The following is a 24452-nucleotide window of genomic DNA, read 5'->3' on the forward strand; positions in this document are numbered from 1 at the left end:
CGCCGCCGGGGTCAGGCGGCGTTCTTGTTGGCCGCCTTGCGCGGCTTGCGGGCAGGCTTGCCACTGTTGGCGTCGATGAAGTCGAGCACAAGCGGGCGAATGTTCCGGCGCCAGCTTTTGCCCGCGAAAATCCCGTAGTGGCCCGCGCCGTCTTCGACGTGGCTGGCCTTTTTGTCGTCCGGCAGGCCGGTGCAGAGGTCGAGCGCCGCAATGCATTGGCCGGGGGCTGAGATATCATCCTTGGACCCCTCGACCGTCTTGACGGCAACCGTGGTGATCTTGCCAATATCCACCTGCTTACCGGCAACGGTGAATTCGTTCTTGGCGATCTCGCCATTCTTAAAGATGCGTTCCACGGTCGACAGATAGAATTCCGCCGTCATGTCCATGACCGCCAGATACTCATCGTAGAATTTGTTGTGTTTGTCGTGATCTGTCCCTTCGCCGCGCGCCACGCGCCCGATCTGGTCGGTGAAGGCCTTCGCATGTGTCTCGGCGTTCATCGAGATGAAGGAGCTAAGCTGCAGAAGGCCCGGGTAGACCATCCGGCCCACGCCGGGATACTTGAAGCCCACACGCTGGATCATCATCTCTTCAAGCTGGCCCATCGTCATGCGATGACCAAAGTCCGTGACATCCGTGGGCGTCGCATTCGGGTCAATGGGCCCGCCGATCAGCGTTAGGCTGCGCGGCTGCGCCTTGGGGTCTTCCTCGGCCAGATAGGCGGTCGCGGCCAGCGTCAGCGGGGCGGGCTGGCACACGGCGATTACATGCGTGTCGGGGCCAAGCTCTTTCAGGAAATCCACGAGATAGAGCGTGTAATCTTCGATATCGAACTTCCCGGCGCTGACCGGGATGTCCCGCGCATTGTGCCAGTCTGTGATGTAAAGGTCCGCATCCGGCAGCAGACTGATCACGGTGGAGCGGAGCAGCGTGGCATAGTGCCCTGACATCGGTGCCACCAGCAGCACCTTGCGCTCGGGCGTATCCCGCCCCGGGACTTCAAAATGCAGCAAATCGCCAAAGTCGCGCTTTACGACGATCTCGGTTCTGACCGTGTGGTCCTGACCGTCTTTGGTCGGGACCGCAGGAATATTCCAGTCAGGCTTCACGATCATGCGCTGAAAGGTGCGTTCCGTGACTTCGCCCCAGGCCTGCATCCAGGCGAAGGCAGGGTTTGGAATCAAGGAGAAAGCAGGGTAGGCTGCCATGGCGAGGGCGGTCGCGCCGAGCCATTGGTTCGTGTTGCGCATCGTCTCCATCAAGTCGTATGTCGCCATATAGCGCATAAGGGGTCTCCTTGTTACAATCCGGGCGCACCGGGTACACGCAGTCGCTTCGCCCCCTGAAGCCAACGACTTTATGCTGCAACTGCAAACATACGAGGGAAAGGTTAACATGACAACACATTCCGGCGACGACGTGATCCCCTCGGGTGAAACACTTGAGAGGATGACTGAAAACCTCCAGAAAGTGGAGGAACTGTCGGAACGATTGCAGCGGGTGTTAACCAACCGTCAGACCCATAACCCAGCGTTAGATGGGCCGAATCAAGAGTTATTCGGTCGTGCGGCACAGGCTTATTGGGCCGAGGCCGTTAACAATCCCGCGAAGGTTTTTGAGCACCAGATGACCTATTGGGCCGATACAATGAAACAATTTGTGCAGGCGCAGCAAGAACTGGCCAAGGGCAAATTGACGGCACCGGAGGACCCCGGCCCAAAGGACAGACGCTTTGCGAATCCGCTCTGGGAAACGCATCCCTACTTCAATTACGTCAAGAAACAGTACCTCATTAACGCCGAAGCGCTGACGACCGCCGTACAGGACGTGACCGACCTCGATCCGTCGGAGAAAAACCGGCTGACCTACTTCGCCCGACAGATCGTGGATCTGATGTCGCCGACCAATTTTCTGGCGACGAACCCGGACGCGCTGGAAAAGGCGTTGGAGACAGAGGGGCAGAGCCTGGTTCAGGGTCTTGAAAACCTGATCCATGATCTTGAGGCGAACAAGGGTGAACTGGTCGTCAAGCTTGCGGATGAGACCGCTTTTGAGTTGGGACGCAACATTGCCACGACGCCGGGCAAGGTGGTGTTCCGCAATCGGATGATGGAATTGATCCAATACACGGCCAGCACCGAGGAGGTCCATAAAACGCCGCTGGTGATCTTCCCGCCTTGGATCAACAAATTCTACATTCTCGACCTCAAGGCGCAGAACAGCCTTGTGAAATGGCTGGTGGATCAGGGTCATACTGTCTTTGTCGTGTCCTGGGTCAATCCCGATCCCACATATCGCGATATCGGTATGGAAGAGTACATCGAAGACGGCTACTTGACCGCGATTGCAGAAATCAAAGCCATCACCGGCGAAAAGCAGGTCAATGCCATCGGTTATTGCATTGCCGGTACGACACTTGCGCTGACCCTGTCGCTGCTGAAGCAGAACGGCGATAAATCCGTCAAATCCGCGACCTTTTTTACGGCGCTGACCGATTTTTCGGATCAGGGCGAATTCGCGCCCTTCCTGACCAATGACTTTATTGACGGGATCGAAGAAGAGATCGAGGACAAGGGCGTGCTGCCCTCGGTCATCATGGCGCGGACGTTTTCCTTTTTGCGATCCAATGATCTGATCTATGGCCCCGCGATCAAGAGCTATATGATGGGGGAGACCCCACCCGCGTTCGATCTGCTCTATTGGAACGGCGACGGGGCCAACCTGCCCGGCAAGATGTCGATGCAATATCTGCGCGGGTTGTGCCAGCGGGATGAACTGGCGCAGGGTGGGTTTGATCTGCTCGGGCACAAGCTCACCCTAGGCGATGTCGATGTCCCGCTCTGTGCCATCGCCTGCGAGACGGATCACATCGCCGCCTGGAAAGACAGCTACCGCGGCATTCAACAGATGGGGTCAAAGGATAAGACCTTCATCATGACCCAATCGGGCCATATTGCCGGGATTGTGAACCCGCCGACCCGGAACAAGTACGGACACTACACCAACCCTGATCTGAAGCTGGATTATGCGGACTGGCTTGCGGGGGCCGATTTCCACGAAGGGTCCTGGTGGCCGCGGTGGGAAAGCTGGCTGAAAAAGCGCGCGGGCAAGATGATTCCCGCACGCATACCAGGAGATTCGAGCCATCCGGTACTCTGCGATGCGCCTGGAACCTATGTGGCCAAGAAGGCAACTCTCTGATTTCAATAGCGGTTTCCGCCAAGTCAATTAAAATGCTGCAATGCAGAAAAAACACTTGAAATGCTGCGTTGCGGCATATATATCCTGTTGCAGACGCAGAAACGCGGGGATGATCCCGCAAGCGACAAAGGATTGTAGAAATGACAAAGACACCTGACATGACAGCGATGCTCAAAGACGTTATGGGCGCATTCCCGGTTGACACAGCAGCCATGGAAGACGCGTTCAAGACAACAGCCAGCCTGAACGAAAAACTGTCCGGCGTGGCCCTGACAGCTGCAGAGAAATCCACCGAAATCTCCAGCAAGTGGACCCAAGACACCCTGGCCAAACTGGCAGAGATGTCCAAAGCCAAAGCAGAGCCCGTTGACTATGCAAAAGCAATGACCGATTTCGCTTCCGCATATTCCGAGACAGCTGCTGAGCACATGGCCGCGTTCGCTGAAGTTGCGAAAAAAGCGCAGATGGAAACAGTTGAACTGATGATGGCTGCCGGCAAAGACATGAGCGAAGACGCGTCTGCCGCCGTGAAAAAAGCCACCAAAGAGGCAACAGCTGCGGTCAAAAAAGCAGCAACTGCGAAGTAAGTAGTATCCCAGTTAGCGCCAACTTCCTCCCTGAATGGCGCAAACTTTGAGGGCGGGCTTTTTAAGAGCCCGCCCTTTCTTTTTACAAATCTGTGTCCTAAGCTGCAATGCAGCGCAGGATGAGGGAGAAGTCGTGTGGCGGATAAAGACAAACCATTGCTGATCAAGCGATACGCAAGCCGGCGTCTCTACAACACTGAAACCAGCGACTATGTGACATTGGACGATATTGCCACGCTGATCCGCGCGGGCCGGGAGGTGCAGATCGTCGATCTGAAGTCGGGCGACGACCTGACGCGTCAGTACCTGCTTCAAATCATTGCCGAACATGAAAGCCGCGGGGAAAGTGTCCTGCCGGTGGATGTGCTGAATGATCTGGTGCGCAGTTACATGACACCGGGTGCCAGCGTTGTGCCGCAATTCCTGCAGGCGTCCTTTGAGATGCTGCGCGACGGTCAGAGCCAGATGATGGACAAGATGAGCGCGATGAACCCGATGGCTAAGATGCCGGGGTTCGAACTGATGCAGGCGCAACAACAGGCCTTCATGAAGGCGATGACCGGGGGATTGGGCGGCGGCAGCGGCTGGAAGGCGCCGGACGAGGATGCCGCGTCATCAGACCCTGAAAAGGGCGAAGACCTCGACGCGATCAAACAGCAGCTGGCAGAGCTTCAGAACAAACTCTCCAAGTTGAAGTAACCGATCATCACGCCACGGCGGGCTGCGCGTCTGCCGTAACGCTCTCAATGGCGTTCAGCAGCACGTCTGCGACAGCATCCAGTTCCGCGCGGGACAAGCGAACAGGCAACCGGACATCGCAGGCCCGCATCAGCATGGCACGGGTGCGCGGCAGCTCGGGCAGATCCTCGATGAACTGCCAGTTCCAGAAAGCCCGCGCATTGTCCGCGCTCTGACCGAAGACCTGCACTTTGACCCCGGCGGCCTCAGCCCTGCGCGCAAAGGCGGCAATGGTGGCGTCCTCCAGACCGACCATGTTGAACTGAATGCTGTCGGGCGCGCGCTCTTCGCCCTCCAGCGGCGCAGGCACGTCGATGAAGGGGGAGCGGTTCAGCCGGTCCGCCACGTAGTCGTGATTGCGCCGCCCATCTCGCACCCGCTGTGCCAGGGCATCCAGTTGCGGGCGGATCAGCGCGGCTGACAGGTTGTTCAGACGCAGATTGTAGAGCGGCAGCTTGTTTTGATGGCGGGAAAAGGCTTCCAGCAGCACAGGGTGTTTCTTCCAGTTGTGTTCGTAAGCGCCCGACATGATGATCGCGCGGGCCACAAGATCGGCGTCATCGGTGATCAGAATGCCGCCTTCACCTGCGTTGACCATCTTGTAGGACTGAAAAGAAAAGCAGCCGACCTTGCCGATGGTGCCGATCTTCTGCCCGCGCCAGAGCGTACCAAGGGAGTGCGCGGCGTCTTCGATCACGGGGATATCCGCTGCGGCGCAGAGCCTCATGATCGCGTCCATGTCCGAGGTATGCCCCCGCATGTGGCTGATGATGACGGCCTTGATATCGTCCGCCAGCTTTGCTTCGAAATCCGCAAGATCGATGCGATAGTTTTCGCCGACTTCGCAGAGCACGGGTGTGCAGTCCGCATGAACGACCGAAGACGGCACCGCGGCGAAGGTAAAGCCGGGGATCAGTACCCGCGCGCTCCGAGGCAGATCCAGCGCTTTGAGGGAGAGGAAGAGGGCTGCCGAACAGGAGGACACGGCCAGCGCATATTTGCTGCCCATCAGCGCGGCAAACTCCGCCTCCAGCAGGGCCACGGGGGCATCTGAGGCGGCAGTGTAGCGAAAGAGATCTCCGGTTTGCAGCAAACGCTCGATCTCCGCACGGGCGGCTTCGGGAATGGGTTCAGCAGTGTGCATGTCAGGAAGCGTCATATTCGGATTTCCTTAATGTGACTTTTGGAAATTCTAAAACAACCAATCCACCACGCCAAGTAAATAGTTTGTAAAGTCGCGCCCCGCGTCAGAAACCAAGCCGGTCGCGAAGGGCGTACCAGCTCATGGCCAGCACCAGCAGCGGTGTGCGCAACGCTCCGCCGCCCGGGAACGCAGGCGTGGGGATACTGCGCATCGTGTCAAACCCGTCCGTCTCTCCCTCAATGGTCTGCGCCATCAGCTTGCCTGCGTGCGTTGCGGTCCCGACGCCATGGCCGGAATATCCGGAGGCCGACAGAATGTTGGGCGCAACCCGCGCCAGATAGGGAAAGCGTTTCATCGTGATCCCCAGCGTGCCGCCCCAGGCGTAATCCACCTTGACGCCCTTGAGATGCGGAAAGACCGTTTCCATCGGTTTGCGCACCGTTGCGGCGATGTCGCGCGGGAATTTGTACCCGTAGCTTTCGCCACCGCCGAACAGCAGGCGGCCGTCATGGCTGAGCCGGAAGTAATTCACCACAAACCGGCTGTCGGCGACAGCCACATCCCGGGCCAAAACCCGGTGAGCCTGATCTCCCAGCGGTTCGGTGGCCACGATGAAGTTGTTGATCGGCATGACGCGGGCAGAGACGGAAGGCGCGAGGGACGACAGATATCCATTGCAGGCCAGGATCACGTGATCCGCTACAACCCGTCCGGCATCCGTGCGGAGGGTTGCCGGCGCCCCGTGCTCCAGCCCGTGCACACAGGACCGTTCGTAAATTGTCACGCCCGCAGCCGTCGCCGCATGTGCCAGGCCGAATGCAAAGGCCAACGGATGCAGATGTGCTGCCCCCATATCCAACAGGCCGCCCTTGTAGTCCGGCGAGGGGCAGATTGCCCGGCAGGCCTCTGCGTCCAGCGCTTCGACCGCGTCATATCCATATTTGTCATTCAGCAGTGCGGCGTAGTCATGCAAATACGCAACGTCTGATTTTGTCGAGCCTGTCCACGCCACGCCGGGTTTCAGGTGACAGTCAATCGCGTTGTCCCGGATCAGCGATTTGACCAGCGCCTTGGCCTCTTCGCCTAGGTCCCACAGCGCGCGGGCCTGGGTATCGCCCACCATGCTTTCCAGTCCGTGCTGATCGACGCGCTGTCCGCTGCCCAATTGCCCACCGTTGCGCCCGGAGGCTCCGAACCCCACACGGTGTGCTTCCAGCACCACGACCCGCCGTCCGGCCTGCGCCAGATGCAGCGCGGCTGACAGCCCGGTGTAGCCCGCGCCGGCCACGCAGACATCCGCCTTGACCTCGCCCTTGAGACTGTCAAAGGGCGCGGGCGCCGGGGTGCTGGCCGCGTACCAGCTGGCAGGGTAGGTCCCGAGTGTGTCGTTTGCGTAAAGCAGGTTCAAGGGACCACCCTTTCCTTGAAATGCGCCTGCGATCAGACGTTCATCAGCAGGTGTTCACGCTCCCAAGGAGAGATGACCTGCAGGAACTCGTCATACTCGGCCCGTTTCACGATGGAGTAGACGCGTGCAAACTCCGATCCAAGCACCTCGTGCAACTCTGTCGCCTGCTCGAATAAATCCAGTGCAGACCCCAGGACGCGCGGAATATCCCCGTCGCCGTCATAGGCGTCCCCCTTGAATTCCGCGGCGGGCATCTTGCCCTGGGTCATCCCGAGGTAGCCGCAGGCCAGGCTCGCCGCGATCCCGAGGTAAGGGTTGCAATCCATCCCGGCGAGGCGGTTTTCGACCCGACGCGCTTCAGGACCGGACAGCGGAATGCGAATGCCGGTGGTGCGGTTGTCGCGCCCCCAGTCGAGATTGATCGGGGCGGCGTGGTCTTTCACATAGCGACGGTAGCTGTTCACATAGGGTGCAATCACCGCCAGCGCTGCGGGCATGTGGTTTTGCAGCCCGGCGATGAAATGCATGAAGGCATCGGTCTCGCCCGCGTCCTTGTCGGAAAAGACATTGGCCCCGGTTTCGCTGTCCAGCACGGAGTGGTGAATATGCATGGCACTGCCCGGTTCATCCGCAATCGGCTTGGCCATAAAGGTGGCAAAGCAATCGTGGCGCAGCGCGGCTTCGCGGATCAGGCGTTTGAAATAAAACACCTCGTCGGCGAGCTTGACCGGATCGCCGTGGCGGAGGTTGATCTCCAGCTGTCCCGCCCCGCCTTCCTGTGTGATACCGTCGATCTCAAACCCCTGGGCCTCGGCAAAATCATAGATGTCATCGATCACCGGGCCGAATTCGTCCACGGCCGTCATCGAATAGGCCTGCCGTGCAGCGGCGGGGCGACCGGAGCGGCCCATCATCGGCTTGATGTCATGGGCCGGGTCGATGTTGCGCGCGACCAGAAAGAATTCCATCTCCGGGGCCACGATCGGCTCCCACCCCTTGTCGCGGTAAAGCTGGCAGACCCGTTTGAGCACGTTGCGCGGGCTGAAGGGCACCGGCACGTTCGCCCGGTCATAAGCGTCATGGATCACCTGAAGCGTCCAGTCGCCGGTCCAGGGGGCGGCGGTGGCCGTGGTCATATCGGGTTTGAGGATCATGTCCTTTTCGATGAATCCGTCCTCGCCCGCCGCTTCGCCCCAGTCGCCGGTGATCGTCTGGTAGAAGATGCTGTCGGGCAAGTGGAAGTAATCCTGCCGAGCAAATTTCGAGGCGGGCACCGCCTTGCCTCGGGCAATTCCGGGCAGGTCAGAAATGATGCATTCCACCTCGTCCAGCCTGCGCCCTTCCAGATAGATCTGCGCGGCGGCAGGCAGTTCTTGCGTCCAGTCGGCCATCAGGCCCTCTCTTTCTTGAAAAACGCGGCCATCATCTCGGCCACATCCATCCGGTCGGTGGGGGCCTGCAGCCGGGCACTAGCCTCATTCAGCAGCGCATCCGGCACTACCCCCTTGCCTCGGGTTTTGATCAGCCCGTCGATGAAATCCGCGTCATATTCGGGGTGCGGCTGGATCGTCCACATCAGGTCACCATAGAGCAGGCCTGCGTATTGGCAAAAGGCATTACTGGCAAAGACTTCTGCGCTGTCCGGCTTTGCGACAATCTGATCCTGATGCCAGGCATTGATGGTCGTCGTGGTGCCGTTCAGCTCATAGTCGGTTGCGCCCACGGCCCATCCGCCTCCGAATTTCTCGACGCGGCCCCCCATGGCCTGTGCGATGATCTGATGCCCGAAACAGACGCCGATCATCGGCTTGTGCGCAGCATGTGCGGCGCGAATGAACGCTTCCAGCGGCGGGATCCAGTCGTGATCCTCATACGCGCCGTGTTTCGATCCGGTGACCAGCCAGCCATCAGCCGCCTCCACGCTGTCGGGAAAGGTGCCGTCGCAAACCGCCCAGCCCTCAAAGGTAAATCTGTGCCCGTCCAGCAGACGGGCGAAATACTGATCGTAGAGCCCCCCCTGCATCATTGTATCGGGCGGGTGGCCGGTGATCAGGATTCCGATTTTCATAACCGTCTCATACCGTGTCGAGGTAAATGGTAACTTGCTCAGCGGGCGAGAGTTCCTGCATGTAGTGCAGCTCCTGCCGCTTGGTCAGCACATAGTTGCGAATGAGGTCCGGCGCAAAGATGCGTTTCATCTGCGGGCTCGCCTCAAAGGCATCAATCGCGGAGCGCCAGTCTGCGGGGATCTGTGGCAGATCGGCGGCATAGGCATTGCCGGTGATGGGGGCGGGCGGGTCCTCTGCGTCCTCGATCCCGTTGAGCGCGGCGCCCAGAACGGCCGCCAGCACGAGGTAGGGGTTCACGTCCCCGCCCGCCACCCGGTGTTCGATGCGGCGCGCGGCGGAGGGACCCGAGGGGATGCGAATGGCCGAAGTGCGGTTCTCATAGGCCCAGCTGACACCGGTGGGCGCATGATTGCCCGGCACCATCCGGTCAAAGCTGTTGGCGTGTGGTGCAAAGACAAGCGCTGAGCTTTGCATCGCATCCAGGCAGCCCGCCACGGCGTGGCGCAAGACATCCGTGCCCTCGGGACCGCCATTGTCAAAGATGTTATGCCCGTCGGCGTCCAGTACCGAGAAATGCACATGCAGGCCAGAACCGGAATAATCCTCGTAAGGTTTGGCCATGAAGCTGGCCGCAAACCCGTGACGCCTCGCCAGCCCTTTGACCAGCATCTTGAAGAGCCATGCATCATCAGCCGCCCGCAGCGCGTCATCGCAATGCATCAGGTTGATCTCGAACTGGCCCAGACCAGCCTCTGAGATGGCGGTGTCGGCGGGGATATCCATCTCTTCGCAGGCGTCGTAGAGATCGGTGAAAAAGGTGTCGAACTGGTCTAGGGCGCGCAGGGACAGGATTTCGCCGGCGACCCGGCGCTTGCCCGACCGTGGGGAGGGGGGCACCTGCAGATTGCGCCCTGAATCGTCGATCAGGAAGAACTCCAGCTCCATGGCACAGACGGGCGTCAGCCCGCGCGCGGTGTAACGGTCCAGCACGGCCCGCAGGGCGTGGCGCGGATCCCCCTCGTAGGGTTTGCCGTCCTCGTGAAACATCCAGATCGGCAGCAGGGCGGTTGGCGCCTCAAGCCAGGGCATCGGCATGAAACCCCGCTCGGTCGGCTTCAGAACGCCGTCCTTGTCGCCGCTTTCAAACACCAGCGGGCTGTCGTCGATGTCCTCGCCCCAGATGTCGAGGTTGAGTACGGACATGGGAAACCGCGTGCCGCCCTCCACCGCCTTATCCGCATAGCGCGAGGGAATGCGTTTGCCGCGGGCCTGGCCATTGAGGTCGGCAGCCGCCACCCGAATGGTGCGGACTTGCGGGTTCTTGCGGAGCCAGTTCTTCATAGGTCACCGATGCAGTGGGCTGGTGAGCGCGGCGGCAAAGCCGACCCCATGGCCAGCGCCACAGATAATTTGATCAAATTATGGATACTACCGGATCAGGTTCGGGCGCAACCTGATTTTCTGTCGTGTGTTTTGCGGCAAATGCCGGTTCAGCCGTTTGTTCACAAACCCGAAAACACTGATCACCACGAGGGTCAGCAGGATGAAATAGAAGGCCAGAATGGGGTAGGGCACAAAGGGGTTGAACGTCTTGTCGGCGAAGTAGCTTGCGTAATAAAGCGCGTCCCCCCGTTGTTGCCATGCCGGAAAGCCCGAGAAAAACACCAGCGCCGTGGATTGAAACAGAAAGATCGCCTCGTTCGTATAGCCCGGCCACGCCAGACGCAGCATCGTAGGCCAGACCACACGCCTGAACCGGGACCAGCCGGAGAGACCATAGGCGTCGGCGGCCTCGACGTCTCCTTTTGGGATCGACAGCAGGGCACCATAGAAAATCTCAGCGGAATAGGCGGCGGTATTGAAGAACAGCACGACCAGCGCGCCAAGCCATGCAGCGGTGAAGGGTTCAAAAAACGGGTGGACCGATTTCAGGTTCAAAAACAGGAAGTAAGCGAAGAAGAACTGGATAAAGAGTGGCGATCCGCGAAACAGGAAAATGAACCACTCGCTGGGTTTGCGAAAGAGCGTGCGCGAGGATGCCTTGCCCATCGCCAGCGCCGTGGCGAGAAAGAAGCCCAGCGTAAGGGCCACCAGACCGAAATAAACATTCCAGATCATGCCGGAGCCGATCAGGGTGAACTGGTGACAGAGCGTGAAATCCTCGCGCGGCAGCAGCCGTTCACCGATGCCGACGGCGCGCAGGCTATAGTCCTGGATGATTTGCAGACAAGACATCAGGCGGCAGCCTTGCGTTGGGCTTCGCCGCCTGCCGTGGCCTGACCATGGGTCAGGCGTGACATGATCCGCGCCATGACGATTTCCGAAACGCGGGTGAAGAGCAGGTAGAAAACCAGCAGGGCAAGGAAGTACCACATGCGCCAGTCGCCATGCGGATAGTCGGTAAAGCGGGGCGTTTTCGTGCCCCCCAGTTCACGGGCCCAATAGACGATGTCTTCGACGCCCAGCAGGAACAGAAGCGGCGTTGCTTTGATCAAAACCATCCAGAGGTTGCTGAGGCCGGGGAGGGCATAGACCCACATCTGCGGGACAAGGACGCGCCAAAAGGTCTGGCGCTGGCTCATGCCGTAAGCTTCTGCGGTCTCCAGTTGCGCGCGCGGCACCGCGCGCATTGCGCCGAACAGAACATTGGCGGCAAACGCGCCGAACACGATGGCAAATGTCAGGACGGCGAGGCCAAACCCATAGCTTTCATGCACCCACTGTGGCGCGTTGCCCAGCGGCATCTTGGCCGCCTGACAGACGACGAAATCGTTGCCCTGGCGAATGGGCGCCTCCCAGCCGGGGCACAGAACCTTGTGGCGCAGATATTCGACCGCCTGATCCAGCGCGATCACGAAAAACAGGAAAAAGGCAATATCTGGCACGCCGCGGACAAGGGCGATGTAGGTCTTCCCGAACCATCTGAGCGGGGTGATCTGGGACCGTGCCGCAGTGGCGCCGCCGAAACCGAATGCCAGCGCGATGGGCGCCGTAATCCCCAGCAGCAGCAACACGGTCAGGACGGAAGTATAGATCGACATGTGCTTGCCCGTGGTCAGGTAGCACGCCATCCACTGCCAGTCTGGCAATGTACTGGGATCTGTACAAAAACTGAAAATAATGACCTCTTGAAAAATCAGGGGGCAGCACCTTGCCGCCCCCTGGTATCAGATCAGAACTGCCCGGAAATTTCCCACTTGGTGAGCAATTCGTTCAGGGATCCGTCTTCTTTCATCGTCGCGATGGCGGCGTTGAATTTCTCTTTCAACTCGCCGTCACTTTCCCGCAGACCCAGGCCGATACCGCCACCCAGCAGCTCTTCCTGCTCTAGCATGATCAGATCTGCATCTGACTCTGCAATGGGTGTGAGGAAGGCCTTGTCCGCCAGAACGGCGTCAGCTTCGCCATTCTTGACTGCGGCGATGGTTTCTTCAGGCGTTGCGAACTCAACCAGTGTCGCACCGCTTTCCGCGATGAATGCAGCCTGAATGGTATTGGTCTGCGCGGCCAGAACACCACCCTTCAGATCAGCATCTTCGGAAGTGGCGATGTAGGCCGACGGATCGGGCAGCGTGTAATTCTGTGTGAAATCAATCACTTCATCCCGCTCATCGGTGATCGACATGCCCGCGATGATGACATCGTAGTTGCCGGAGACGAGGTTGGGGATGATGCTGTCCCATTCGTTGGTGACCCATTCGCAGGTCAGTTCTGCCCGTTTGCACAGCTCATCGCCAAGGTCACGCTCGAAGCCTGCAACCTCGCCAGCGTCATTGAGAAAGTTGTACGGAGGGTAGGCACCTTCCGTGCCCAGACGGATGGTTTTGCCATGGCCGTCGGCCATCACCATGCCAGCTGAGAGGGCCAGCACAGCAGTCGTGAGGATAAGGTTTTTCATCTTGTTACTCCCTTGTTTTTTATTTGGGTTACGCTGCGTGGGTTGCCGATAGGAACCCGCGCAATCGTTCGGATTTGGGCGCACCAAAGAGTGTCTCTGGTGGCCCTTGTTCTTCGATCAGCCCCTGATGCAGGAAGACCACGTGGTCCGATACATCAGCAGCCAGTTTCATATCATGTGTGACGATGATCATGGTGCGGCCTTCGGCGGCCAGATCCTTGATCACCCGGACCACCTCCTGCTCCAGCTCCGGATCAAGCGCAGAGGTGGGTTCGTCAAAGAGCAGCGCCTCGGGCTCCATGCAGAGCCCGCGCGCAATGGCCGCGCGCTGCTGCTGCCCGCCGGACAGCTGTGCGGGGTAGACGTCGCATTTGTCGCCAATGCCAACCTTGGCAAGATAACCACGCGCGGCCTCTTCCACCTCGTCCCGGTCCCGCCGCAGGACGGTCAGCGGCGCTTCCATCACATTCTGCAGGATCGACATATGCGCCCAGAGATTGAACTGCTGGAACACCATCGACAGGTTCGTGCGTATCCGCAGCACCTGGGCCGCATCTGCCGGGCGGCGTCCGTGGCCCGATCCTTTCCAGGTGACCGGTTCGCCTTTGAACCTGATCTCACCCTCCTGGCTGTCCTCCAGAAGGTTGCAGCAACGCAGCAAGGTGGACTTGCCGGACCCAGACGATCCGATCAGAGAGATCACGTGGCCCTTCTGCGCCGTGATGCTAACACCCTTGAGCACTTCCAGCGCACCATAAGCCTTGTGCAGATTGGTGATTTCGATAACCGGTTGCGCAGCAGTCAACGTGAAGCCTCGTGATGATTCAAGGCGGTATAAGGGGTTAAAATCTCGACTTTTGCAACGTGGAAAGCGGTAAACAATGGTTTCCGCTAGGTCAGAATGCACATTTTTGGGCTGGACACCCTGCTTTCACGCTGGGGGCAGCGGTTCGGCCAGGTAGTCTGTTGCCGGAATGGCAACAATTCCCTTTAGCAAAAGCCGGGCGCGATCATGGGTGCTGAGTGCTGAGATGGCTGATTGCACGCAGGTGAAAAGCGTGTCTGGATCGCGTTCCCGCGCCGTGATCAGCGGCAGCCCCGGTGTCGGTCGCGTGGTGAGCAACACCCGCAGCCGCGGAGCAAGGGAAGTTTCGCGTTTAATCAAAGCCCAGGTGACAGCGTCGAGGGACGCAAGATCGGCCTGGCCCTCGGCCACGGCCTCGGCGGAGAGGGCATGGCCGCCGGTATCGAGCGCATTGCCGCTGAAACTGAACCCAAGATCGTTTTCCGCAAGATGCCCCTCAACTGCGGCCCAGCCGGATTGCGACCGCACGTCATTGCGCGCCAGTCGCGCGCCTTCAAATTCGGCGAGATCATTGCGCGGGTCCTCTTTGCGCACCACAATGACGGAGTTGTAGTACCCCGGCGGGCAGCCGCACACGCCATAGTCCGGCGTGCCGACCAGCTGGACGCGCCCGTGCAGCTCGCTGCGATAGGGCAGGCCGCAGGTCTGTGACAACACAAGATCAGGGTCTTGCCATGTCTTATGCGGGTCGGTGGTACGGTCGAGCGTCAACGGGCCGGCGCCATAGCGGGCGCGGATGTCGGTCCAGAGCCTGTCATTGGCCGCCCGCGTGCTGGCTACATCATACATGGGCAGGCTGGCGGTCATGCGCCGCCGTCAACCGCCTGACGTGCCAGGGCGGAATCGCGATCACTGATCCCGAGGAAATTGGTGACCATGCGCACAAGCGCGTCTTCTTCCTGCGCGCGGGACCCATCGGCCAACACCACCTGCCAGAGCGCCTGCACCACGGCGCGCCGTTCCTCGTAGGGCACCGCGTCCTTGATGGCACGGGTGAAGCGCACGGTATCGGGGGCTTCGGCTTCAAGCGCTTCCGCCTCGGAGCGCAGGGCAGAGGTGGCCCCGGGGCCAAGCCCGTAGCGCTGTGCAATGATCTGGTCGATCCGGTCTTTTTCACCTGCACTGTAATCATTGTCGGACCGTGCAACACGGACCAACAGGGCGGTCAGGGCCAGCCGCGCATCCTCATCGGGGAGCGCGTCGTCGCCGGGCTGCGTCAAGCGCTTTAAGAGTTCTCCAAACATAAGCGCGATATAGTCAGGTTTCGCCCAACTGCCAATATCACTTTGGCGTCAGGGCATTTTGGCGGGCCGCGGCGATATCCTCGTCGGTCAGACCAAGAGCCGTTTCGATGGCCATCAGTTGAACCTCTTCATCCAAATCGCGCTCCCCATCCGCCAGTGCGACGGACCACATCGCATCAGCCAGCGCCTTGCGGTCGTCATAGGCCACCTCGTCTCGCAGTATCTGGGCAAACTCGGGTGTGCCGGGCGCATGTCGCTCAAGGGCCTCGCAGGTGGCCCGCAGCTTGGCCGCCTCCAGCGGTTTGAGATCGAAGGTGGCGGACAGGATCTTGTCAATCTGCCCGACTTCCGAGGCCTGATAGTTATGATCCGCCATTGCAACGCGTACCAGCAGGGCCCCCAAGGCAAGTTGTGCATTGGGCTGCGGCAGCGGTTTCGGGTCGGGTTTTCTGCGGGGGAAGAGGCGTTCAAACATATGGGGTCAGCTGAGTTCCGGGTTCTTTCCAAAGCGGATGTTGTCCAATGCCAGACCCTGCGGATCGGTGTTGGTGATGACGACGCCTGCGATATCGGCGTCGCCGGTGGCGCGTATGAAGCCAAAGGCGTTCTCGCCAACGGGCGGCAGGTCCATGCGCATGATTTCCTGTCCGCTGCGGTGATAGAAGACGGCACTGGCCGATCCGGCCTCGCCCCCACGCAGCTGAAACGACAGGGCGGATTGATCATCGTCGAAGAGAAAGGCGATGGCACCTTCGCCCTGCGCGTGCCGTTTTGGGTAACCGGCCACGCCGTAGCCGTTGAGCACGTTGTTACCTTGCAGGAACACGACGGAGAGGTTTTGCCCTGCTTCGCCAGCGACCACCGTCAGCGGCGGCAGGACGATGCCGGTAAACTGGTCATGATCCCCCTCGGGTGCCAGGATCTGCCCTGCGAACCGCTCTCCGAAGGTCGCTCCCTCCAAAACGAGGAGGTCCTTTACCAGATGGCCGGGGCCACGGCTGGACTGGGTGTCTTCAAAGGTGATGATGCGGGTCAGTGCAAGAGCGTCCGGATCAACCAGACAGACAGGCGTTTCACAGGCCGCCGCCATATGGCCAAAGGTCAGGAACGTCAGCGTTAGGCTCAAGCGCATAAGCATATCTTGGCACGCAATCGCGGGCCTGCCTAGAGGGCAATCATCTATCTACGGTAAGAGTTGCGAAGCGGTCCGAGACACGGGCGGCTTCAGTCTCAAGCCCGTAGGGCGGGTTGATTACGAACATGCCCGAACCGATCATGCCATGACCTTTGCGGGCAGGTGGAAATCGAACCTCGTGCCGGAACGCCCCCGGGTGTGCTTTCTCTAGCGTGGTGAGCATTGGCAAATGGCTTTGGGCGGTCAGTATCGGATACCAGAGGCAAATGATTCCGACATTCCATGCTCGCGCGAAACCGGCGATATGCCGTGGGATATCCTCATAGTCCCTTTTGATTTCGTAGCTGGGGTCGATCAGCATAAAACCGCGCCGAGGGGTCGGGGGGATCAGCGAATGGGCCAGTTCAAAACCGTCCTGCTGGTAGCATTTTGCCGGGAAGCTGGAGAGCGCGAAGTCGAGGGCGGCGTGTTCACCTGGGTGCAGCTCAGCCAGATGCATCCTGTCATCAGGTCGCAGCAGATGCGCGGCAATCAATGGCGAACCTGCATAGCTATGCGGACCGTGGGTGGCGCGCGCCGCCGTCAGCACTTCGGTCAGCGGATGTGTATCGTCAAACCAGGACGCCACCTTGCCAATGCCCGCCGCCGCCTCGCCAGTCTTGATCGCTGCCGCATCCTGCAGATCATAAAGCGCCCGACCCGCATGGGTTTCGATGTAGGTGAGCGGTTTGGCCTTCGCCGTCAGATAGTTCAATATCCACGCCAGCAAGCCATGCTTGTGAACATCTGCGAGATTGCCTGCGTGATAAATATGTTGATAGCTCAGCATGAAGGCCGGTGTAACGTATGACCCGGCGCGCGCAACGCCAATCACATGGGAAAGAGGATTCCGTCCCTTTGGTCTAGTACGGCCTGAGTCGATTGACGAAAGGCGCTGCAGACTTATTGTTCGCGTTTCAAGAATAATCTCAGGTAGAAATTTAAACTGTTGCGCAACTTTACGCGCATATCCGTCTATTTGGTCGGAAACGCGCCTATCCATTCAGAATGCCTAGGCGATCCGCACCACGCTCGTTAACCATAATTAACGAGCGGTCGGCGTTTTGCCTGACGCGCCATTCTGACTTTCGACTGGTAAATGTGAGTATTATTCCTATGCGCCTTCCCTTGATTGCTGCTCTTTGCGTCTTCTCGACATCTGCGCAGGCCGCATCGATGTTTGAGTACGACCTGACATTGCGGTTTGAGTCCTACGGTTTTTCTGACGCCACGGTTCTCCACAACGACACCGGTGATGTGCTTCTTGATAAGCCCTTCATGTCGGATGATGAAAATATCTGGGGTTTCGACAACGGATTGAGGGGGCTCGAGGTCGGCAGTCTGATCAATTTTTCAGCCAAAGGAACATCGGGGCCGGATGGTGACGCAACACAGGCAACGAGCGAATCTTGTTCTGTTGGCGGTTTCGATTGTAACAGCGCGAGCGCTGAGGGCGAATTTTTCGGCACGTTTTCTGAAGCGGCCTTTACCATCATGCTGGGGCTGACGCAGTCGATTTCAGGTGGGACCAATGTCGGCGATACCGTGCAACTGACGTTCGCAAAGGACGAATTCGGCTCTCTTCAGGAAAAGGACGACGTGGCGTTGTTCTACTTCGATGCGATCAACTATTTCACAGTCGTAGAGCCATCTTCCGTACGGGCAGCGTCCGGTACTAACAACGAGATCACACCCGTTCCGCTCCCGGCCAATGGGTGGCTGCTTCTGGTGGGGCTTGCCGGTTTAGGCTTTGCCGCTGTCAGGCGACGCGTTTTGGGTGCGGCCTGACCGATTTCAGACGAGGCGGCTGATATCCTTGGCCGCCCGCACAAAATCCTTAAATAATGGGTGCGGATCGAAAGGTTTCGACTTCAGCTCGGGATGGAACTGCACGCCGATGAACCACGGGTGGTCCGGCCATTCCACGATTTCGGGCAGCTTGCCATCGGGGGACATGCCTGAGAAACACAGGCCCGCCTTTTCCAGCTTGTCCCGATACTTGATGTCCACCTCGTAGCGGTGGCGATGCCTTTCGTCGATGGTGGTGGTGCCGTAAACCTCGGCCACCTTTGACCCATCGGTCAGCACCGCGTCATAGGCGCCCAGTCGCATGGTGCCGCCCTTATCATCCTCGACCTTGCGGCTGACCTTGGCGTTGCCCTGCACCCATTCCTTTAGGTGGTAAACTACCGGTTCAAAACGCTTCTTCCCGGATTCGTGGTCGAATTCCTCTGAGCCCGCCGTCTTGATGTCGGCCACGTTGCGCGCCGCCTCGATCACCGCCATCTGCATGCCAAGGCAAATGCCCAGGTAAGGTACTTTGCGGGTGCGGGCGAATTCCGCCGCCTTGATCTTGCCCTCGGTGCCGCGCTCGCCAAAGCCGCCGGGCACGAGGATCGCGTGGAACCCTTCGAGATGCGGTGCGACGTCATCGGCCTGGTCGAAGACTTCCGCGTCCACCCACTCCACCTTGACCTTCACGCGATTGGCCATGCCGCCGTGGCTCAGCGCTTCGGCAATGGATTTGTAGGCATCTTCAAGCTGCGTGTACTTGCCGACGATGGCGACTTTAACCTCGCCTTCGGGGTTATGCACCCGGTCGGAGACATCCTGCCAGACGGTCAGATCGGGACGCGGAGCAGGCGAGATGTCGAAGGCATCCAGCACCGCCTGATCCAGCCCTTGTTCGTGGTAGGCCAGCGGTGCGTCATAGATCGTTTTGAGATCATAGGCGGCCACCACGGCCTCCTTGCGCACGTTGCAGAAGAGCGCGATCTTCTCACGTTCCTTTTCCGGGATCGGATGTTCGGAGCGGCAGACCAGAATATCCGGGGCAATGCCGATGGATTGCAATTCTTTCACCGAGTGCTGGGTCGGCTTAGTCTTCAACTCACCCGAGGCCGCGAGATAGGGCAGTAGCGTCAGATGCATGAAGATGCACTGCCCGCGGGGTTTGTCATGGGCATATTGGCGGATCGCCTCGAAGAACGGGAGCCCTTCGATATCGCCCACGGTGCCGCCGATCTCGCAGAGCATGAAATCAACCTCGTCATCGCCCACGTCCAGAAAGGCTTTGATCTCGTTTGTGACATGCGGCACCACCTGAATGGTCTTGCCGAGATAATCGCCGCGCCGTTCCTTTTCGAGCACGGTAGAATAGATACGCCCGGAGGAAACGGAATCGGTATTGCGCGCGGGCACGCCGGTGAAGCGCTCGTAGTGACCAAGGTCGAGGTCGGTTTCCGCGCCATCGTCGGTCACGAAAACCTCGCCGTGCTCAAAAGGCGACATCGTGCCGGGATCGACGTTCAGATAGGGATCGAGCTTGCGCAGCCGCACCGAAAAGCCGCGCGCCTGCAATAAGGCCCCCAGAGCCGCCGAGGAGAGCCCCTTGCCGAGGGAGGACACCACACCACCGGTGATAAAGATATAACGTGCCATGGTCTGATATGCTCCCGTGCATCTTTACGGTCAAAAAAGCCGATCCAGGCGAGCTGCGAAAGTCGCAGGTCCACGGGACTTAAGGCTAACAGGATTCGGGCGCAGATGGCAAGACGTGCCGCAACATGATGTTGCAAAACATCTCGCATCCGCAAGGGGTTGTAGTTAGGCGTTAATCGGCAGTCGGAACCAGGGGCGCATTGTCGCCCGGCGTGGGGGGCAGCAGCAAATCACCTTCCGGCACCGCAGGGGAGGCGGGTTCGTTCAAAGCCGGTGGGGTCACGCCGAGGCGATCCACAACGGAGGAACCGGAAGCGTTTTCGGCGGCAAAAATCGTCAGCGTGATCGAGGTGCAGATGAAGGCAATCGCCAGCAACCAAGTCACTTTGCCAAGCGCCGTTGCGGCAGCCCGACCCGACATGGCACCGCCGCCACCGCCGCCCATGCCCAGCCCACCGCCTTCGGAGCGCTGCATGAGCACAACGGCAATCAGGCTAAGCGCCAGAATGAGGTGGACGATCAGAACGACGTTTTCCATGAATGTCTCAATGCGTTTCGGTTTTGCCTTCGGGGTATCTAGGCAAGTTTGGCCCCCCCCGCAAGGGAGGATTGCCGGGAGGACAGGTCCAGACCACAAGCCGAAACCGCCGCCTGATCAATCCGCCGGGCGACGGTCCGCTGAAGCTGTTCTCACATGCGCACCTTTTAAGAGGGTTATCCTGGAATTGAGGCGCTGCAGACTCACTTCGTAAAAAATACATAACACGTTTTGCGGGAAAAATCGCCGTGAAAATCCGGCCTGTGGATAAGTCCGGCGGGTAAGCGCTGGACAAGGCCGGAGGCTGGGGCCAAAGTCACGCCATGCCTCATGATGATCCCGACCACCCGCATAGCCTGTTGCCGCCGGATCCGGCGCTGCGCGTCAAGGCTTTGGAGACGATTTTGACCCAAAAGGGGTTGATTGATCCAGCCGCGCTCGACGTCATCATCGACACTTATGAAAACAAGATCGGTCCGCGTAATGGCGCCCATGTCGTGGCCCGCGCGTGGCGTGATCCTGCGTTCAAGGCCGCATTGCTGGAGGATGCGACGGCGGTTGTCTCCGAGCTGGGATACTATGGTCGTCAGGGCGAACATATGGTGGCGGTGGAGAACACAGCTAATGTGCACAATATGGTCGTCTGTACCCTGTGCAGCTGTTACCCGTGGCCGCTTTTGGGCATTCCGCCGGGGTGGTATAAATCCGATGCTTATCGCGCGCGTGCCGTCCGCGAACCGCGCGCCGTACTGGCCGATTTCGGGGTGACGCTGCCAGAGGACACCGCCGTTCGGGTCTGGGATTCGACGGCAGAGGTACGGTATCTGGTGGTCCCCGAGCGTCCCGCAGACAGCGATGGCATGGACGAGGCGGCGCTGATGGATATGGTCACGCGCGACAGCATGATCGGCACCGGGCTTGCGTTGCCAGTTGAGCGGTCCGCACCATGAGCCGCCCGCACGACATGGGCGGGCGCTACGGTGACGGGCCGGTGGTCCCCGAAGAGGAGGGTACCGTATTCCATGCCGACTGGCACAAGCGCGCTCTGGCCATCACCTTGGCGTCTGCCGCACATGGGGCGTGGAACATCGACGTGTCACGACATGCGCGTGAACGACTGGCGCCGATGGATTACACGCGGTTTTCCTACTACGAAAAGTGGATGGCGGGCCTGGCGGATCTGCTGGTTGAGGCCAAGCTGGTGAGCCGTGAGGAACTGGCCGGCCAAGCGCCCGCGCCAAGCCCCAGCGCCGATAAAACGCTCAAGGCTGCTGCCGTTCCGGCCGTTTTGGCCGCCGGTGGTCCTGCCGACCGCCCCAGCGATGTTGCGCCAGAGTTTCAACCCGGAGATGCCGTGCGCACCCGCCGCCTTGCCGCCAATGCCCTGGTCGATGGTGGACACACGCGGTTGCCCCGCTATGCCGCAGGGGCCACGGGACACGTCGTGCGGTATCATGGCACGCACATCCTGCCGGACAGCTCCGCGCACCGGCTGGGAGATGCGGCGGAACCGCTTTACGCGGTGGCCTTCCCGGCGTCAGAGCTTTGGGCGCATCCCGAACATCCTCGTGACGAGGTTGTTCTCGATCTATGGCAAAGCTATCTGGCCCCGGCATGACGGACGCGCCGGACCCCGTTTTCACCGAACCCTGGCATGCGCAGGTCTTTGCCCTGACCGTGCATCTGAACGAAGCGGGTCATTTTGACTGGCCGGAATGGGCAAGCCATTTTGGCGCGACGTTGAAAAAGAATGGGCTGAGCAAGGAACTCGATGGCGGGGATGATTACTTCACAGCATGGCTGGAGACGCTGGAGCAGTTCTTGGCCAGCAAGGACTTGGCTGATCTCCGGGATGTTGCGGAGATAAAAAATGCCTGGGAACGGGCTTATCTCAGCACACCGCATGGCGCGCCGGTGACACTCGAACAGGAAATGTCCGAAAAGCGGTGAGATGCTGGACTTGGTGTCAGGTTTTGGGCCGCGAGGTCAGCCCTGCCTTGTTGAGAAACCGCCGCCACGCGCCTCTTTGGGGCAATCGCGGCAGGTGGAGTTTTGGCTTGCCTGCGAGGCGATCAAATTCATGCATGTCAATGACCCGTTCCGCGCACCCGCAGCCTTCGCCGAGGCCGACTTTGGCATAGTAAAACTTCTGAAAATCTTCGGGTTTGTCAGGTGTGCGGGGCATCGGCTGATCTCCTTTGCCGATCAGTTTAGCGCTGAGACCTAACATGCGCCAATCACATTGGCGCCTTTGTCGGCGGAGCACGCCGCCCTAGTCATCAATGTCATCTACATCCGACTGTCCAGACAGCGCGCGGCGCACGTGGCTCCAGCTGAGCCCGATGCCCAGCACCAGCGAGAGCGCCCCAAGTCCCAACCAGACGTTCAGGCTGGAGTTGTCGAGCCGCAGGATACCCAGATCGTAAAGTACCCAAACCAAGGCGCTCACCACGGCAAGCACGAGGATCATGCCTGCCGCCCCGATGGAACGAAGCGTGGCGCGCAGGTAGATGATGTAGCCGATCGCCAGTAAGAGCGCGAGCAGCACCGCGATCGACAGGTTCATATGGCCATAGTCGCGGACCCAATTGATGTAGTTGTATTGCGTCGGGTTAAAGGTCAGCGCCAATAGCGCGAAGGCAAAAAACCATCGGGTGAAAAATCCCATCGTCGCCTGGTCCTCGGTCTTGTTGTCTTTGGCCCAGAACTATCCCTGCCCACGGCGCAAAGTCCATGGTCAATGCAGGCGTTCGGCGGCCCACGAGGGCGCCTCTTTTGCCCTTTCGCCCCTTGGGCTCTGCCGCTATACCGGCGCGGGTTTGAAACACACCAAAGGGGACCAGCCATGGCAAATGTCGTTGTTGTCGGCGCGCAATGGGGCGATGAGGGAAAAGGCAAGATCGTGGACTGGCTTTCCGAACGGGCGGATGTGATCGCGCGTTTCCAGGGCGGTCACAACGCGGGCCACACGCTGGTGATCGACGGCAAGGTCTACAAGTTGAATGCGTTGCCGTCCGGTGTGGTGCGCGGTGGCAAACTGTCCGTTATTGGCAATGGTGTGGTGCTGGACCCTTGGCATCTGTTGAAAGAGATCGAAACGATCCAAGGGCAAGGTGTTGAAATCACGCCCGAAACCCTGATGATTGCGGAGAATACGCCGCTGATCCTGCCCATCCATGGTGAGCTCGACCGCGCCCGCGAGGAGGCGGCAAGCAAAGGTACCAAGATCGGCACCACCGGGCGCGGCATCGGCCCGGCCTATGAGGACAAGGTGGGGCGGCGGTCCGTGCGTGTGGCGGATCTTGCGGATCCTGCGACGCTGGAGGCGCGTGTGGACCGGGCGTTGCAACACCATGACCCGTTGCGCCGCGGCCTGGGCATCGAGCCCGTGGACCGCGACGCGCTGCTGGCGCAGCTGCGCGAGATCGCACCCGAGATCCTGCAATATGCGGCACCAGTGTGGAAGGTGCTGAACGACAAACGCAAAGCGGGCAAACGCATCCTTTTTGAAGGGGCGCAAGGCGCCTTGCTTGATATCGATTTCGGCACCTACCCTTTTGTGACATCCTCCAATGTGATCGCGGGGCAGGCGGCGACCGGCGTCGGGATCGGCCCTGGGTCGATCAACTACGTGCTTGGTATCGTGAAAGCCTATACAACGCGGGTCGGCGAGGGTCCTTTCCCGACGGAACTGGACGATGACGATGGTCAGCGGTTGGGTGAGCGCGGGCGCGAGTTCGGCACCGTCACGGGGCGCAAGCGGCGCTGTGGCTGGTTTGACGCGGTGCTGGTGCGTCAAACCTGTGCCACCTCCGGCGTGAACGGGATCGCGTTCACCAAGCTGGACGTGCTGGACGGGTTCGAGACGTTGAAGATATGCGTTGGATATGACCTGGACGGCGTGCGCATGGACTACCTGCCCACCGCGGCGGATCATCAGGCGCGCTGCACCCCGATTTACGAAGAAATGCCCGGTTGGTCGGAGTCCACGGAAGGCGCGCGCAGCTGGGCGGAGCTACCCGCAAACGCGATCAAATATGTGCGGCGGGTTGAGGAGTTGATCAACTGCCCGGTCGCGCTACTTTCTACGTCACCGGAACGCGAAGATACCATCCTCGTCACGGACCCTTTTGCCGATTGAG

At 59.8% G+C, this 24452-nt stretch carries 27 protein-coding genes; 8 read left to right on the forward strand and 19 right to left on the reverse strand.

All coding sequences use genetic code 11. The features are described 5' to 3' along the window. Positions 1-11: 11 nt before the first annotated feature. Entirely contained in the window at positions 12-1289 is a 1278-nt protein-coding gene (gene phaZ, locus Q1A52_RS07905; protein ID WP_300013225.1) for a polyhydroxyalkanoate depolymerase, read from the reverse strand. Positions 1290-1398: 109 nt separating this feature from the next. Between phaZ and Q1A52_RS07910 the strand changes: the two genes are divergently transcribed. The 3 genes from Q1A52_RS07910 (at position 1399) to phaR (ending at position 4490) form a co-directional block, all read left to right on the forward strand. Continuing rightward, positions 1399-3204 carry a class I poly(R)-hydroxyalkanoic acid synthase gene (locus tag Q1A52_RS07910; RefSeq protein WP_300013227.1) on the forward strand — a complete coding sequence of 602 codons (1806 nt, stop codon included), beginning with the start codon at positions 1399-1401 and terminating at the stop codon, positions 3202-3204. A 140-nt stretch (positions 3205-3344) separates the two neighbouring features. Next, positions 3345-3791, forward strand: a complete 447-nt coding sequence (locus Q1A52_RS07915) for a phasin family protein (protein WP_195822407.1) — start codon at positions 3345-3347, stop codon at positions 3789-3791. 135 nt (positions 3792-3926) lie between these two features. Then, positions 3927-4490 carry a polyhydroxyalkanoate synthesis repressor PhaR gene (gene phaR, locus Q1A52_RS07920; protein ID WP_300013229.1) on the forward strand — a complete coding sequence of 188 codons (564 nt, stop codon included), beginning with the start codon at positions 3927-3929 and terminating at the stop codon, positions 4488-4490. A gap of 7 nt (positions 4491-4497) precedes the next feature. On the opposite strand, the gene Q1A52_RS07925 is transcribed toward phaR, so the two are convergent. The 14 genes from Q1A52_RS07925 to rlmJ all read right to left on the reverse strand — a co-directional run bounded on the left by Q1A52_RS07925 (position 4498) and on the right by rlmJ (position 17121). Beyond that, entirely contained in the window at positions 4498-5688 is a 1191-nt protein-coding gene (locus tag Q1A52_RS07925; RefSeq protein ID WP_300013231.1) for an aminotransferase class I/II-fold pyridoxal phosphate-dependent enzyme, read from the reverse strand. A gap of 88 nt (positions 5689-5776) precedes the next feature. Further along, positions 5777-7081, reverse strand: a complete 1305-nt coding sequence (locus Q1A52_RS07930) for an FAD-binding oxidoreductase (protein ID WP_300013233.1) — start codon at positions 7079-7081, stop codon at positions 5777-5779. A gap of 32 nt (positions 7082-7113) precedes the next feature. Continuing rightward, positions 7114-8472 (reverse strand): glutamine synthetase family protein, encoded by a 1359-nt coding sequence (locus tag Q1A52_RS07935; protein WP_300013235.1) that lies wholly within the window; start codon positions 8470-8472, stop codon positions 7114-7116. After that, positions 8472-9149 carry a type 1 glutamine amidotransferase gene (locus tag Q1A52_RS07940; RefSeq protein ID WP_300013237.1) on the reverse strand — a complete coding sequence of 226 codons (678 nt, stop codon included), beginning with the start codon at positions 9147-9149 and terminating at the stop codon, positions 8472-8474. Before Q1A52_RS07940 ends, Q1A52_RS07935 begins: the two co-directional genes overlap by 1 nt. Positions 9150-9156: 7 nt before the next feature. Further along, positions 9157-10491: a glutamine synthetase family protein gene (locus tag Q1A52_RS07945; protein WP_300013239.1), complete on the reverse strand. Its 1335-nt coding sequence runs from the start codon at positions 10489-10491 to the stop codon at positions 9157-9159. Between the two features lie 87 nt (positions 10492-10578). After that, positions 10579-11385: an ABC transporter permease subunit gene (locus Q1A52_RS07950; protein WP_300013241.1), complete on the reverse strand. Its 807-nt coding sequence runs from the start codon at positions 11383-11385 to the stop codon at positions 10579-10581. Further along, positions 11385-12269 (reverse strand): ABC transporter permease, encoded by an 885-nt coding sequence (locus Q1A52_RS07955; RefSeq protein WP_300014941.1) that lies wholly within the window; start codon positions 12267-12269, stop codon positions 11385-11387. The genes Q1A52_RS07950 and Q1A52_RS07955 overlap by 1 nt, the downstream gene beginning before the upstream one ends. Before the next feature lie 53 nt (positions 12270-12322). Beyond that, positions 12323-13048, reverse strand: a complete 726-nt coding sequence (locus Q1A52_RS07960) for a transporter substrate-binding domain-containing protein (protein ID WP_299777738.1) — start codon at positions 13046-13048, stop codon at positions 12323-12325. A 28-nt stretch (positions 13049-13076) separates the two neighbouring features. After that, entirely contained in the window at positions 13077-13853 is a 777-nt protein-coding gene (locus Q1A52_RS07965; protein ID WP_300013243.1) for an ABC transporter ATP-binding protein, read from the reverse strand. 126 nt (positions 13854-13979) lie between these two features. Beyond that, positions 13980-14720 (reverse strand): PhnD/SsuA/transferrin family substrate-binding protein, encoded by a 741-nt coding sequence (locus Q1A52_RS07970; protein ID WP_300013245.1) that lies wholly within the window; start codon positions 14718-14720, stop codon positions 13980-13982. Further along, on the reverse strand, positions 14717-15157 hold the full coding sequence (locus Q1A52_RS07975) for a TerB family tellurite resistance protein (RefSeq protein WP_300013247.1): 441 nt from the start codon (positions 15155-15157) through the stop codon (positions 14717-14719). Before Q1A52_RS07975 ends, Q1A52_RS07970 begins: the two co-directional genes overlap by 4 nt. Before the next feature lie 37 nt (positions 15158-15194). Then, positions 15195-15632: a TerB family tellurite resistance protein gene (locus Q1A52_RS07980; protein ID WP_300013250.1), complete on the reverse strand. Its 438-nt coding sequence runs from the start codon at positions 15630-15632 to the stop codon at positions 15195-15197. A gap of 6 nt (positions 15633-15638) precedes the next feature. After that, the gene (locus tag Q1A52_RS07985) at positions 15639-16289 is read right to left on the reverse strand and encodes a hypothetical protein (RefSeq protein WP_299777732.1); all 651 of its coding nucleotides are present in this window, start codon (positions 16287-16289) and stop codon (positions 15639-15641) included. A 43-nt stretch (positions 16290-16332) separates the two neighbouring features. Continuing rightward, the gene (gene rlmJ / locus Q1A52_RS07990; protein ID WP_300013252.1) at positions 16333-17121 is read right to left on the reverse strand and encodes a 23S rRNA (adenine(2030)-N(6))-methyltransferase RlmJ; all 789 of its coding nucleotides are present in this window, start codon (positions 17119-17121) and stop codon (positions 16333-16335) included. Between the two features lie 311 nt (positions 17122-17432). Here rlmJ and Q1A52_RS07995 point away from each other — a divergent pair, with 311 nt between their 5' ends. Continuing rightward, positions 17433-18119, forward strand: a complete 687-nt coding sequence (locus tag Q1A52_RS07995) for a hypothetical protein (protein WP_300013253.1) — start codon at positions 17433-17435, stop codon at positions 18117-18119. Positions 18120-18125: 6 nt separating this feature from the next. On the opposite strand, the gene Q1A52_RS08000 is transcribed toward Q1A52_RS07995, so the two are convergent. Beyond that, positions 18126-19772, reverse strand: coding sequence for a CTP synthase (locus Q1A52_RS08000; RefSeq protein ID WP_300013256.1), 1647 nt, complete (start codon positions 19770-19772; stop codon positions 18126-18128). Positions 19773-19944: 172 nt separating this feature from the next. Continuing rightward, positions 19945-20310 (reverse strand): preprotein translocase subunit SecG, encoded by a 366-nt coding sequence (secG, locus tag Q1A52_RS08005; RefSeq protein ID WP_300013259.1) that lies wholly within the window; start codon positions 20308-20310, stop codon positions 19945-19947. Between the two features lie 323 nt (positions 20311-20633). Between secG and nthA the strand changes: the two genes are divergently transcribed. The 3 genes from nthA to Q1A52_RS08020 are packed head-to-tail and all read left to right on the forward strand — an operon-like array spanning position 20634 to position 22260. Further along, complete coding sequence (nthA, locus tag Q1A52_RS08010; RefSeq protein ID WP_300013262.1) at positions 20634-21260, forward strand: nitrile hydratase subunit alpha; 627 nt, start codon at positions 20634-20636, stop codon at positions 21258-21260. Continuing rightward, the gene (gene nthB / locus Q1A52_RS08015) at positions 21257-21928 is read left to right on the forward strand and encodes a nitrile hydratase subunit beta (RefSeq protein ID WP_300013265.1); all 672 of its coding nucleotides are present in this window, start codon (positions 21257-21259) and stop codon (positions 21926-21928) included. The genes nthA and nthB overlap by 4 nt, the downstream gene beginning before the upstream one ends. Next, positions 21925-22260, forward strand: a complete 336-nt coding sequence (locus Q1A52_RS08020; RefSeq protein WP_300013269.1) for a nitrile hydratase accessory protein — start codon at positions 21925-21927, stop codon at positions 22258-22260. The genes nthB and Q1A52_RS08020 overlap by 4 nt, the downstream gene beginning before the upstream one ends. Positions 22261-22276: 16 nt before the next feature. On the opposite strand, the gene Q1A52_RS08025 is transcribed toward Q1A52_RS08020, so the two are convergent. Then, positions 22277-22495 carry a hypothetical protein gene (locus tag Q1A52_RS08025; RefSeq protein WP_300013272.1) on the reverse strand — a complete coding sequence of 73 codons (219 nt, stop codon included), beginning with the start codon at positions 22493-22495 and terminating at the stop codon, positions 22277-22279. Between the two features lie 87 nt (positions 22496-22582). After that, on the reverse strand, positions 22583-22978 hold the full coding sequence (locus tag Q1A52_RS08030) for a DUF6524 family protein (protein WP_300013275.1): 396 nt from the start codon (positions 22976-22978) through the stop codon (positions 22583-22585). Between the two features lie 177 nt (positions 22979-23155). Here Q1A52_RS08030 and Q1A52_RS08035 point away from each other — a divergent pair, with 177 nt between their 5' ends. Beyond that, positions 23156-24451 carry an adenylosuccinate synthase gene (locus Q1A52_RS08035; RefSeq protein WP_300013278.1) on the forward strand — a complete coding sequence of 432 codons (1296 nt, stop codon included), beginning with the start codon at positions 23156-23158 and terminating at the stop codon, positions 24449-24451. Position 24452: the final 1 nt, after the last annotated feature.

Source organism: uncultured Roseobacter sp. (assembly GCF_947488185.1).
GTDB lineage: Bacteria > Pseudomonadota > Alphaproteobacteria > Rhodobacterales > Rhodobacteraceae > Roseobacter.